Source organism: Mesorhizobium sp. M4A.F.Ca.ET.022.05.2.1, from assembly GCF_003998845.1.
Lineage (GTDB): Bacteria > Pseudomonadota > Alphaproteobacteria > Rhizobiales > Rhizobiaceae > Mesorhizobium.
On sequence record NZ_RZOJ01000139.1, the window covers coordinates 1 to 13483 of the forward strand.

6 protein-coding genes and 2 pseudogenes are annotated in these 13483 nt (G+C 62.2%); 2 read left to right on the forward strand and 6 right to left on the reverse strand.

Translation table 11 applies throughout. The features are described 5' to 3' along the window. Nucleotides 1-230: 230 nt before the first annotated feature. From EN745_RS37640 to EN745_RS16840, 3 genes and pseudogenes are all read right to left on the reverse strand, one after another. Nucleotides 231-1225 (reverse strand): annotated as a pseudogene (locus EN745_RS37640) (GlxA family transcriptional regulator). A gap of 482 nt (nucleotides 1226-1707) precedes the next feature. Further along, complete coding sequence (locus EN745_RS16835) at nucleotides 1708-2388, reverse strand: redoxin domain-containing protein (RefSeq protein ID WP_127421799.1); 681 nt, start codon at nucleotides 2386-2388, stop codon at nucleotides 1708-1710. A gap of 19 nt (nucleotides 2389-2407) precedes the next feature. Continuing rightward, complete coding sequence (locus EN745_RS16840) at nucleotides 2408-5704, reverse strand: adenylate/guanylate cyclase domain-containing protein (protein WP_189363071.1); 3297 nt, start codon at nucleotides 5702-5704, stop codon at nucleotides 2408-2410. A 241-nt stretch (nucleotides 5705-5945) separates the two neighbouring features. Here EN745_RS16840 and EN745_RS16845 point away from each other — a divergent pair, with 241 nt between their 5' ends. Further along, complete coding sequence (locus tag EN745_RS16845; protein ID WP_127421800.1) at nucleotides 5946-7718, forward strand: adenylate/guanylate cyclase domain-containing protein; 1773 nt, start codon at nucleotides 5946-5948, stop codon at nucleotides 7716-7718. 219 nt (nucleotides 7719-7937) lie between these two features. After that, a complete protein-coding gene (locus EN745_RS16850; RefSeq protein WP_127421801.1) occupies nucleotides 7938-10823 on the forward strand; it encodes a trifunctional glycosyltransferase/class I SAM-dependent methyltransferase/polysaccharide deacetylase in 2886 nt (961 codons plus the stop codon). Nucleotides 10824-10902: 79 nt separating this feature from the next. On the opposite strand, the gene EN745_RS16855 is transcribed toward EN745_RS16850, so the two are convergent. From EN745_RS16855 to EN745_RS16865, 3 genes and pseudogenes are all read right to left on the reverse strand, one after another. Continuing rightward, nucleotides 10903-12288, reverse strand: a complete 1386-nt coding sequence (locus EN745_RS16855; RefSeq protein ID WP_127421802.1) for a hypothetical protein — start codon at nucleotides 12286-12288, stop codon at nucleotides 10903-10905. A gap of 69 nt (nucleotides 12289-12357) precedes the next feature. Further along, entirely contained in the window at nucleotides 12358-12882 is a 525-nt protein-coding gene (locus tag EN745_RS16860; protein WP_126058890.1) for a GNAT family N-acetyltransferase, read from the reverse strand. Nucleotides 12883-13055: 173 nt separating this feature from the next. Next, a pseudogene (locus EN745_RS16865) lies at nucleotides 13056-13483 on the reverse strand (hypothetical protein); the annotation flags it as partial.

The following is a 13483-nucleotide window of genomic DNA, read 5'->3' on the forward strand; positions in this document are numbered from 1 at the left end:
GGGTAGAAAGGGTGGGCAGGGAAGGATGGGAGGAATCTGGCGGGTCGGTGGGGAACCGGTAGATCCCGGGTAGGGAAGAGCCTACCCGGGCAAAGGCAGGCCATGCTGCGGCGCTCTGCGAAATCCTATGTCGAGCCAGTCGGATTGGTCGCTGTCCAAGCGCGGCGCCAGTAGACGCTCGCCCGGCTACCTGGCCGAACCAGTCGTGGAAGCGACAAAATTGATGACGCCTATGAGGCGGCGGGGTATTTCCTCTCCAATCGTTCCTGCTGCGGCGTTTGGGCGTAGAGTTCGCGGTAGCATTTGGAAAAATGCGACGCTGAAATGAAGCCGCATGCGGTGGCCACCTCGACTATCGGCACGGATGACTGGATCAGCATATGTCGTGCACGCTCGAGGCGTATCTCCAAATAATAACGGGCGGGCGAGCGCCCCATCTCATCGCGGAAAAGACGCTCGATCTGCCGTCGCGACAGTCCGACTTGCTTGGCAATATCGCCCACGGATATTGGGTCGGACGGGTAGCGTCCATCAGTTCGATTATGGTCAGCACTTTCGAATTCTGAATGCCGAGCCGCGCTCGCAAAGGCAGTCGCTGGCCATCGCTTGCGCCGCGCACCCGATCGGTCAGCACCTGCTCACAGACGCGACTGACCAGGGATTCATCAAAATCATCGCCGATCAGCTTCAACATCATGTCAAGAGCGGCCGTGCCGCCGGCGCATGTGTAGATGTCGTGATCGACCTCAAAGAGGTCGGCAAACACATGCGCGTTCGGAAATGCCTCGGCGAAGCCTGGCAGGTTTTCCCAATGGATGGCGCAGCGTTTGCCGGCGAGCAACCCGGCAGCCGCCAGCACATGGGCGCCGGTGCAGAGGCCGCCGATCGCAACGCCGCGAGCATGTTCCTCGCGCAACCAGGCCAAGGCAGATTTGTTCGAATAACGCTCGACGTTGATGCCGGTGCAGACGATGACCATCGATGGCCTGTCGGGGCCAGCCAGCATCCGCCGCTCGTCCTGCAACGAGGTGTTGACCGCACACAGCACGCCGCTCGAAGCGGGCACGGGCCGCCCGTCGATACTAGCCAGCCGCCACTTATAGGCTTCGTAGCCGAGCATCCGGTTGGCGATGCGGATCGGCTCCAGCGCAGTCGCAAAGGCGACCATGGTGAAATCCGGCACCAGAAAGAAGACGAGCGAGCGCTTGATCGGATGTTCAGACATGTTCACTGTGACTAACGTCCGTGTCGCGCACCGGATGTCGTGAATGCGCCATCGACGACAGAATTTTTTTGCTTGTCACCATTGCGTAGACTCCGGCTCTTAAGCGGCTGGGAGAGCGTACCGGAAACCGCACCACGGCGAGAGCAGATCGACCCTGCGAAATAGAAACCTTGGAATGGTGGGCCCGGTGTGTCAACGTTTTCTATATGAAATCAATACGTTAGCGGATTGTTCGCCAATCCGTTTCCATCGTACCCTCTCATATGGTCCTGGCGAACCCAACAACCAGGACGAAGAGTGATTTGAAAGCTGTGTCATGAGCAATAGGGTGACCCCTCCCCCTCTTTGACGCCTCAACTGGTTCATTGCAGTCTTTTCTGCGATCGGATGGTGTGGAATGGCTCCCGCCGCCATTGACGGCATGCTGACGATTGGAAGGGGTGCTGTGGCAGCGACCCCACGATACGGAGCCATCTACAAATCTATTGGGCGACCTGCGACACGGCTGACATCAGCTCCTGGGGGCTTGGCGCCGCAAACATGTATCGCCCGCCCTCTGGAACCTCCGTGAAGCTCCAGCGGACGATCCCCTGGCGATCCAGCAGGAACTGACCGACCAGTTGTCCGTGTCCCGTTGCCATCATCTGCTCGTCGGCTTCGGTCATTTCGTAGTGGTCCTTTTTGCCAAGGATTTCGCCGGCTGCGATAGGATCCATGGGACCGGGCAACTCGCCTGGTATGTCGATCCTCATATCCTTTACCGCTGCCATCGAGACCTTGTACGGCCAGTTCGTCTCGTCTTGGGTGAATTCGAGATTGGGCAATCCAAAAGCACGATGTGAAGCGCGTTCAGGGTCGGAGGCCGCAAGCAGATTCGGCATCGGGTGGTAGCGGAAATAGAGACGCGCCCGCTCGATCGGCGTATTGACCACCGTCAGGCTCCCCACACCCTTTTCGCGCAGCTCCGGATCAAGCCGCGCCTGGGCGGCAATATGGCGCCGGCAAAACGCACAGTGCAGACCTCGAAACAGGCCGACCAACACCGGTTTTTGTCCGCGAAAGTCGTCAAGCGCGATCTTGCCTTCCTGGGTAATGGCGTCGAGTACCAGGTTCGGCGCTCGGTCGCCCGGCTGAAGCGGTATCAAGTCAATACGCGCGGACATTTCCAACCTCCCACCCCGGCTAGTCGAGAAAAGGCAGCACCACAAGCGCTTCCGGGTCGAGCCCGTGCTGGGCGCATATGCCCTGCGCCAGGGAAAAGTAGCGTTCGGCCTCGGCCAGATTGTCGAGGTCGAGACTAAGCGTTGCAAGACCATCATAGCACGGAAACAGCAGTTGGGGCTCGCCCGTTTCGCGGGCTACGTCCAGTGCTTCGTGGAACAACCCAACCGCCAGTTCCGGACGGCCATTGCACTGGTGGATCTGCCCAAGCACGATTAACGGCACCGGCAGGTGCTCGCGCTGGTCGAGCGCCCGGTCGATCTCGATGGCCTTCTCGGCAGCAGGCACGCCCTCCGTTGGACAGCGATCCGTGAAAGTGCAGCAAGCAACCGCGAGATTGGCGAGGAGGCGCGCCTGGAAACCCAAATCACCAATATGGCGCGCCACTTCAAGACCGCGCCGACAGACCTCGATTGCCTTTGCGGGATCGATGGTCGTGTAAAGCACGCCGAGATTGGTGTAGCCGCGGCACGCCGCGCCGGGTAGACCGGCGGCTTCGGCCAATTCAATGCTACGTTCAACCAGGCCAACGGCTTCGCGGTTTCGTCCAAGGCGAGCCAGCGCAACAGCCTTGGTATTAAGTGCCTCGGCGGTCACGAGAGTGGCATCAGCCCCTCCTTCGGAAACATGCTCCGTTGTCAGAGTGCTTACGCAATCCAGCGCCGCGTCCGCCCATTTTGCGGCGAGAGCGTGATCTCCGCTACGGAACGCCTGTCGGCCACGTTCTTGCCAGAGATGCGCCTGCTCGATCGGGGCATCAGCTCCATCGAGGAGCGCTGCCGCTTCAGCATAGCGGGATTCCGCGTTGTCCCGCTTGCCGACATCCCAGAACAGCCGCCCGATCTTGCGCAAAACGCGCGCCGAAGCGACACGATCGGTGGATTCGCGGTATGCCTGCAAGACCGTCTCGTAGTGGCGGTGCGCGATTTCGCGGCGGCCTAGCGGGCCGCTCAAATCGGCAATGCGCTCTTGAATTGCCAGTTTGAGCGGTGTTTGCCCGATCGCCAACGCAGTCAGTGCTCGCTCGTAGAGACGAAGCGCGTCGTCGTTGGCGTATATCATGCGAGCGCGATCGCCCGCCGCCTGCAGGTAATGCGCCCCCCTCTCCCGCTCGGCGCTCTGTGCGAAATGATGACCGAGCGCGGTCAAATCCTCGAGCCGTTCCGGCTTGTCGCCGCACAGTTGCTCCAAGGCGGTACCGACCCGCCCATGGATATCGGTCCGGCGTTGCAGGAGCAGGTTCTGGTAGATCACGTCCTGCAGCAATGTTTGCGTAAAGCGGTAGCTTTGCGACGAGACCGAGCCTGATCCTGCAACCTCCTCGATGATTTCCGCATCGCAAAGCAATTCGCAGCCTGCCTCCAGCCGGCCGGGGTCGGCTGTCACCGCTTTCAGAAGTGTGGCATCGAAGCGCGGGCCGATTACCGCGGCTTCCTGGGCCAACCGGCGCACCTCCGGGGGCAGCCGGTCGACGCGGGCAAGCAACATTGCCTGGATAGTGGCGGGAATGCCGGTTGCGACTTCGCCTGCCACGGTCCGCCATCGCTGGCCCTCGCGCATCAGGACACCGCCATCGATAAGGCCGCGAACGATCTCCTCGACAAAAAGCGGGTTGCCGCCCGCGCGCTCGAGGATCTGGTCGACAAGCCCGCCTGCGGAGCTTACCCAGCTCTCGCCGAAAAGCGCCGCCAGCAGGCTGCGTCCGTCACTACTGTTGAGCGGCGAAAGCCGGAGCGCTGTGTGACTGACCCGACTTGAGTCGAGCTGGTCGTTGTCCGGCGCCGGACGATGCGTGACCAGCAACATCAACCGCGTACGTTCCAACCTGTCCATCACGAAACGCAGTGCCTCGAGCGACGCGGCGTCGGCCCAGTGCAGGTCCTCGACGACAATCAACAGCGGCGACAACGCAAGCCGCCGTTCGATGATGGTGCGGACCGCGTAGAGAATTTGCCGCCGCAACTGCTCGGGCTCGACATGCTGCAGGGTGGCATCGGGGTCGCCAAGGCCAAGCACATGGTAGAGCAAAGGCATCAGCCGCTTCGCCTCCTCGCCCTGCAGGCCGAGATCGGTAAGCAAGCCCGCGAGCTTGCCCCGCATTTCGTCCCCGCTGTCGTTTTGCATCATCCCGGCAGCGCTGCGCACCACTGCGCCCAAGGCGCCAAATGATTGTTCGCCCAGCGGTGAGCAAGTGGCCTGCCGCACGGCGACGTTGCGAAAACGATCCTCGTCGCCGACGCGGGCGACGAACTCCTTCACCAGCCGCGATTTCCCGATACCGGCTTCTCCGACGAGGCGGACAAGTTGGGCCGAGCCGCCGCACGCCTGGTCGAGGCTCGCCAGCATTCTATTCAGCTCCGCACCGCGACCTATTATCGGCGCACTGAGGCCGAGCACCTCGAGCCCGCGCGCCGCACGCGGCGCCGTAAGCGGTGCATCCAGTCGATGGACGAGCACACTGCCAGCCTTGCCGCGAAGCACGACATCCCCCAGCGACTCGTAAGAGAAGGCATGCCGGGTCAGCCTGTGAGTGAGCTCGCCGACCAGCACCTCACCCGGTGCGGCCAGCGATTGCAGGCGTTGCGCCGTATTCACTGTGTCTCCGGTCACCGAATAGGATTTGGCGGCGCCGATGCCCAATCCTCCAGTAACGACCGGACCGGTGTTTATGCCGATGTGGAGTAACAGAGGCGAGCCGGAGTGGGAGGTGCGTTCGCCGAGCCGTGCCGTCCGGGCGATCATGTCGAGAGCGGCGCGGAGCGCACGTTCCGGATCGTCCTCGTGCGCGACCGGTGCACCGAACAAAGCGAGCAGTGCATCGCCGATGAATTTGTCCACGAAACCACCAAAGTTTCGCACGGCCGCTGTCAATTCCTTGAACAGTTCGTTCTGCAGCGTTTGCATGACCTCGGGGTCGAGCTGCTCGCTGAGTGTCGTGAAGCCGCAAAGGTCGGCGAACAGGACCGTTACCGTCCGGCGATCGGCGTCAGAGACGGGATGCAGCCGTTCTTCGCTCTCGATGTTCGCAAGCAGCGACGGAGTTCGAGAAGGCGGCTCAATCGTCCGGCTTGGTGTCGGAGCAGGCGGTTCAACGGCCTTTGCCGGCGCGCCGAGGCTTGCCCCACATTTCGGACAGAACTCGAAATCAGGTGCGCAGAAGTAGCCGCAACCGGCGCATGGCACGGGCTGGCGCCTGCCACACTTCGGACAGAAAGCGAAACCGCCCTCAACCTCGAAACCGCAGCCTGAGCACTCCATGGAGCAAGACCTCACTTGCGGCCGTGACGGCGTGATCTCGCATAGCGCTTCACGGTCGCGGTATTCACAAGCATGAACCGATAGCCGTCGACCAGCAAGCGGCAGCGCAAATGGGCGTCGAGCGACCCGTGTGGACCCTGTGGCAGAGCGCTGCCGATCCGGACCGCTGGGTACCCATCGTTTGCGAAAGTTCCCTCTTGCCCTCCTTCTTCCTGCTATCGTGGAGATGAGGAGACGGACCATGAGCGCGAATCGTAAGCTAGCGGCAATCCTGGCTGCAGATGTGGTCGGATATAGCCGGCTCGCGAGCGCGGACGAAGATCTTACTTTGGCAAGATTGCGGACCCTGCGCAGCGACCTGATCGATCCCACCATCGCAGTGCACAACGGGCGGGTGATCAAGCGCACCGGGGATGGGGCGCTGGTTGAGTTCCGCAGTGTGGTGGATGCCGTGCGCTGCGCCGTTGAGGTTCAAAATGGTATGGTTGAGCGCAATGCCGGCGTGCCGCAGGACCGTCGCATCGAGTTCAGGATCGGCATCCATCTGGGGGATGTGGTGGAAGAAAGTGACGGCGACCTGATGGGCGACGGCGTCAACATCGCCTCGCGTTTGGAGGGCGTCGCGTCGCCCGGCGCTATCTGCCTGTCCGAGGATGCCTATCGCCAGGTCAAGGCGAGGCTCGACCTCTCGGTCAGCGATCTCGGGAGCACGCAGCTCAAGAACATCGCCGAGCCGATCAGGGTCTATTCGCTGCAAGTCGGCAGCGCCGCGACCAAGGCGGCCGCGGCCTCGGAAACCGCGACGAGCCGGCCGACGACGGCAGCGCCGCCGAAGCTGTCGATCGCCGTCCTGCCGTTCGCCAACATGAGCGGGGACACCGAACAGGACTACTTCGCCGATGGCATATCTGAAGACATCATCACGGCGCTGTCCAAACTGTCGCAGCTCTTCGTCATCGCCCGCAATTCGTCGTTCACCTTCAAGGGCCAGAACGTCCGTGTGCAGGAGGTGGGCGCGAAGCTCGGCGTGCGGCATGTGCTTGAGGGCAGCGTACGCAAGTCGGGGAACAGGGTGCGCATCACCGCACAGCTCATCGATGCAACTACGGGCGGCCATCTTTGGGCGGAGCGGTTCGACCGCGACCTGACCGACATATTCGCCGTGCAGGACGACGTGACGCAGCAGATCGTCGGTGCGCTGGCGCTCAATCTGACTGACGGTGACCGTCAGCGGCTGGCGCCCGAGCACTCGCGCGACACGGAGGCGTATGACTATTTCCTGCGGGGCCGGGAACTGTGGCACCGGCTGACGAGGGAGACGAACATCGCAGCCCGCGACCTCCTGCAACGTGCCATCGAACTGGACCCGACGTTTGCCTCTGCTCACGCTTTCCTCGCCCTCACGCACGGACTCGATTACCTGAACAGGTGGAGTGCGTCGCCGTCGGAATCGATGGCGCAAGCGGAAGAGGTCGCAACGCATGCGGTAACGCTGGATGGCAGCAATCCCTGGGCGCACTGGGCGCTGGCTATCACCAAGCTGTACACTCGACGACACGACGGCGCCATCAACGAGGCCGAGCGCGCGATCGTCCTCAATCCGAACTTCGCCGAAGGGCACGTCATCCTCGGCGAGGCGCTGTACTATTCGGGCAGATCCGAGGAGGCCCTCGAGAGTTTCGCCCGGGGGAAGACCTTGAATCCCTACTTTCCGGACGTGCTTCTGCACTTCCAGGCTTTGGCCCAGTTTCAATTAGGGAGGTACGAAGAGGCCGTTGACCTTTTGATGCAACGGCTGGCTCGCAACGCCGTCACCGACGTCTCGCGCGCGCTTCTAGCCGCCTGCTACGGCCATCTGGGCCGTTTCGCCGAGGCCCGCGCGGCATGGGAGGAGGTGCTTCGCGTCAATCCCGACTATTCGCTGGAATACCGTCGCAAAGTCTTGCCCTACAAGAACCCTGCCGATTTCGAAGTCGCGGTGGACGGGCTCCGCAAAGCCGGTATCGTGCAATGACAGGGTGAGTCAGCGGGCGGGCCTTGAGCTGCGGTCGATCCTTTTTGCCTGTTTCTGGATCGCGCCGATCTTGACAGAGCAGTACTGCCATCCGATGCCATCATCCGTTTTTGACAGCCGACTCTTGCCGAAGAAAACCAAAGCTCGATGAACCAGGAAATCGCCGGCTACGTTTCGGAACCCTTGTTCTCCCCTCGAACCAGGCGCGGGTAAGACGGCGTGGCGCATAACCCCTTGGTTTCAATCGTGGTGCCTGCGCACAACGCGGAGGCGACGCTGGCGCGCGCGCTCGATTGCCTTCTCGATCAGCAAATGGCGGATTGGGAGGCGATCATCGTCGACGACGCCTCCACAGACCGCACCCCCTCGATCATCGCCGGCTATGTGCAGCGCGATGCCCGATTTCGGACGTTGAGGTCGTGCGCGTATAGCGCCGCCGCCGCGCGCAATAGCGGGATTTCGACAGCGCGCGGCCACTGGCTCATGTTTCTGGATGCGGACGATTGGGTGGATGCCAGCTTCCTTGCGAAAATGCTGGCCGCACTGGAAACCGCTGCCGATGCGGCGGCCGTCTATTGCGGTTCTCGGCGTGTGATGCCCGATGGCGAACTCACCCCGTCGAGCATCTCAACCGAGGTCGCGATCCAGCCCTTCGAAACATTCGCCCGCCAGTGTGCCGTCTGTACTCACGCGCTGCTGGTCAACCGGGAGACAATTGTCGAGTTGGGCGGTTTCGATGTGTCGCTGCGCACCTGCGAGGACTGGGATCTGTGGCAGCGCCTCGCACGCCTGGGCAAAAATTGGGTAATGGTCGACGAGCCGCTCGCTTTCTATCGGATCAGCCCCAACTCGCTCTCCCGCGATTCGACGCAGATGCTGGCAGATGCGGGAATCGTGATCGCCCGCGGCTTTTCTCCTGATTCCAGGGTCAAAGACCCGGCAGCGGCTCACGCCAATGGTGCGATAGAAGCGAACGGCTGCTCCGCCTCCGAAGCCCTCGCATGGTTCGCGTTGTGGAACACCGCGTCGGATTGCGGCCGCGGCTCGCGGCCGATCGACCCGCAGTCCCTGCGCGCGCTTCCGGTAGCACGTAAGTGGGCGCGTGAGATCGCCAGGGTGGCCGTCGATGGCCTTATGGTAGGGAGCCTGTCGGTGCCGGCGCAATTGGCTGCCAGGTGGGACAGATTCGGCGGCGCTATTACTGAGTTGATTATCGGACTCGGCAAGGTCTGGGACAATGCCGCTGCGGCTCGCCGCGTCCAGTATCACCTTGAGCAGATGCTTCTCGAGGCCGACGATCTTGCCGCGCCGCGCAGTCTGGCGCGGACACTTGGACTTCGCGTCGACGCTCGAAATCCGACCTCGACCGAACTGCCGGAAGGAACCGATCAAATCTATGCCCATCTGATCATGGATGGCCAGATCGACGCTGTCGTGCAGTTCGGCGTACTCGGAACAGTGACAACGGATCATTGGATCGAATTGATCCTGGACATCCTGCCCCCTGACCGGCTTTCAGACAGTGCCGAGGCATTATCCACAGCGGAACGCCGGTCTGATCCGGACAGCCACTTCGGCAAACTCGCGCAATTGGCCGCGGAAGCGCTGGAGCTGGTTCGGTCGAGCGCCGAACCCGCAGAACCTCCTGCAACGCCGCGCCGAGCACGGACCACGGATAGGAGTGATCGCACGGCGTTCTGGAATAGCTATTTCGCGACCGAGGATCCCTGGAGCTACGGTTCGCGCTATGAGCAGGAAAAATATGAGCGGCAGCTCGAAATCCTTCCTGCCGGTCCCATCGGACGGGCGCTTGAGCTGGCCTGCGCGGAGGGCCACTTCACGCGGCAGCTGGCGCCGCGTGTGGGCCGTTTGACCGCAACTGACATCTCCGCCATAGCCATCGAGCGGGCGGGCGCGCGATGCAGCGATCAGCCGAATGTTGAGTTCGGCGTACTGGATTTCGCTGCCGACACGCTGCCGGGTGGGATGGATCTGATCTTCTGTTCGGAAGTGCTCTACTATCTGGATGATCTCGCCGAGCTGCGGCGCATCGCCAAAAAATTCGCCGAAGCATTGGCGCCTGGCGGCAGTTTCATCAGCGCGCACGCATTCGTGCTGCGTGACAATGTTGAAAGGACGGGCTTCGACTGGAACACATTCGGTGCAAAAGCGATCTCGGAGACGCTGGCAGCGACCGAAGGTCTCGTGCTCGAGCAATCGATCCAGACCGAGCTCTACCGTATTGACCGCTTCCGCCGGCTGTCGCCGGACGATGTGGCGACGGAACCGGTGATCGATTATGTGCCAATCCGCGCGCCTATCGAAATCAGCGTCGCGCGAAATATCGTCTGGGGCGGGGCGCGGGCCTTGCGCCGCGACGTCGCGCGTAACGAGCGGCGGCAGCGTATCCCTGTCCTCATGTATCACAGCGTCTCCGACGATGGTCCGGCCGCGCTCGCCCGCTTTCGGCTCACGCCCACCGCATTCGCCAGCCAGATGAGATGGCTGCGCGCCAATGGCTTTCACGCGATTAATTCCGAGCAGTTGGAAGGGTTCATCGCCAACCGCAGCCCTTTCGTTGGCCGCCCGGTGCTCATCACCTTCGATGACGGCTTCCAGAACTTTGCCGACCATGCCTGGCCGACCTTGCGCGCGAACGACCTGACCGCGGAAGTGTTCCTGGTGACGGACCTGGTGGGTGAAAGCGCACGCTGGGACGCCGAGATCGGCCCGCCGACGCAGCTTATGGACGCCGGGACGGTGCGACGCCTCTCCGCCGAAGGTGCGTTCTTCGGAAGCCATCTGGCGACGCATCGCGCCATCGATGGTCTGTCGAGTTCTGGCCTGGCCGCCGAGCTCCTGCGCTCTCGTATGGTCATCGAACGGTGGATCGGTCGGCCAACCACGGCGTTCGCGGCGCCCTTCTCTGTCACCGACCGAAGGCTTGGCCGGCTGGCCAGGGAGTGCGGCTATCGGATCGGCTTCGGCGGTAGACACGGGCCGGCGGACCTCGATTGCGATCCCATCGACCTTCCGCGCATCGAGGTTCGCGGGGATCGCTCGCTCGATGACTTTGTTGCCATTGTCGAGGCGGTGCTCGAATGATGCGACTGGATCAGACGCCGCCCTCGCTTGCGGTTGCGCACCAGAACATCCCCCTGAAATAGGGCCTGACGTGAGAGGCTCAGGTCGCCTTGATTCCTGCCTGGCCGATCTTGCGCCATCGGGCGTTTTCACGAACCAGTTTCAGGTCTTCGGTCGTCTCGGCAAATGTCCGCAATCGGTATTGCCGAAGCAAGTCCGGGAAGAGCGCCCCCTCCGGCAAGCCGGCAAGCTGCTCGCGGACCGAGGTCTTCTCATCAATGACCCGAGTGCCCCAGGCATTTTCCCGTACCTGCAGCTCCGCAGCCAGATCGCGCTCTTGCGGCACGTTTTCGTCTAGCGCAGCCAGCAGGATCGAGTGGAAAAGCGCTACATAGCCGATCTGCCTCAGGCCGCCCACGACCCGCACCCGCGGCAATATGGCAAGGGCGAGGAACATCAGGAACAAGTTCGGCAGCAGCACGCCATCCAGCAGCGCCTGCCCAAGCTGCGGCCGCTCGAACGGGATGGAAAGACCATGCGGCCTGTCAGGCTCGATCAGGTGCCCGTTCTTCAGCACGAGCTTGCGTACTCGCTGCTCGCGGATACCCCAGAAATAGTCCGTGGCATTGGGCAGGAATCTGCCGAATGGTCCTGATGCGGCCTCTTGCAAGGCATGCTCGAGGCGCTGGCGTCTTGCGGGCTCGATGAGCAGCCTGGAAAGAAGGCTGCCGTCATCTTCCAGATGCCGCGCTACTGCTACCGCGGCGAGCCGATCATCGATGAAAACCGGCAGGGCCATGCCGGAACGATCCCAATTGGTGACCAGATCCTCGTTGAGGGCTGTCAGCGCATCGGCAGCGGTTCCAAACACCTTGTTTTGGCTGGCAAGCAGCGTGCCCAGCCAGCGGCTGGCATCGGTTTCATCACCGACTGCTTCGAGCGCACGCTTGTTGAGGGAGACGGGACCGGCCGCGCAAGCGCTTTTGCGGCACAGTTTGTGGCGGCCCATGCCAAACAGGTTGACCTTGTCGTTGCCGACATCGAGCCAGCCCGGCCCCTCCCGGCCAATTGTCTCCATGGTCATCGTCGTTCCCATGAAAGCGAAGAAGGCCGACAGCCCGCTTTCGACCGCGCCGAGCCAGGCAAGCAGGAGGGCATCGAAGGTGATCCGGTCCATCAGAAGCAGGCAATGCAGGCCGGACTGAATCACCGGTCTGTGCTCGAACTCTTCGAGGGCCTTGCCGATCTCCTCAGGCTGCACAATCACACTGAGGCGCTGATGCAGGACTTCGCGCAGGATCGAGCGGGCAGCGATCGCCGGGCCTGATGCAGGCCTTGCCACCGGCCGCCACAGATGGCGGGCGTAATCGGAAACCTGTGAATTCCAGTTCTGCTCGATGTCACGCACCACTTCCGGGCAGAGCAGCGAAAGCACCGCCAGAATTTCCGCCGGGGGCGTAGGGGGTGGATCAAAGACGGCGGTCATTGGTCCCGTCTAGCCGCTTGCGGTGCAAACGCCAAGGGAGACCAGACAGTTAAGACCATACAGCGGATCCTAGAATCGCAGCCGGGCCATGCTCAGCAGGTCGTGGTACTGCCCGTCGGTAAAGCCGGCCTTCACATGCCGACCTTCGACCTCGAAACCGTGGCTGGTGTAGAGACGGATGGCCGGTTCGTTGTCGGCATAGACCGTCAATTCGACCCGTTTCAGGGCCCGCCAGTTGTCGGCCACGTCAAGCAGCGCGCCAAGTATGGCAGAGCCAATGCCCTTGCCGACAAAGGCATCGTCGACGCCGATGTTGATCTCGCCGATATGCGAACGGCGCGGCGAACCCTGCACGACCAAGCTGCCATGGCCGACGACCTTGCCGTCCAGCTCCGCAACGATCCAGGTGGTTTCCTGGCCGGACTTGGCGATGCGCCGCTCCACCTGCTCCACCCTCTCGAAGGGCATCCTGAAAGTGCCCCAGCGGAAGCCCGGCATGTTGAAGATCGTGCAAAGCGCCTCCGCATCGCTTGGCCGCACGGGTCGGAGCTGCGGCTGGATTTTCTCGGAGGATGGCGAGGTCGTGCTGTTCATGGCGTTCCCGGCTAGAGCAATTCCAGGAAAGTGTAAGCGGTTTTCCGCCCGGAATTGCGTCCGAACAAAGATAGAGCAGTTCGCCGTTTCCTTTGAAACGATGAAATGCTCTATGGCAATCGGCTGGGCACGATGCACCGGACGTCACCTGAAAATCCAGCCGTCTCTGCAATCTATGATGCCGATTGCGAGCCAAAGTAACGAGAGGCGACGTACAGTTTGAAGACGCCGCTGACGCCGATCCAGCCGAAAAGGGCGAGCCACGCCAATGTTGCGGTCGCCGTCCAGCCGATCCGGTGCACCGCGGCGTCGGTGATGACGAGGCCAAGGATGGCAAGCAGGCCAACCAAAAACTGCGCCAGGCCGAGCACCAGCAGTTCCTCGCGCGGCGCGCTTCTCCACACAAGATATATGCCGCCCGCACCGGCGAGGAAGATGGCGCTATAGACCTGAGCGTGGAAGGCATCGACCGGCCATGGCCAGATGCTGCTGAATGTCAGGGGAAAAAGCAGCAGGCCGACGCCATAGAGCCCGAGGATCGCCGATTCCACCGGCATGTAGCCGCGCCATGCGGCGCTTAACGTTACGCCTTTTGCCGAAG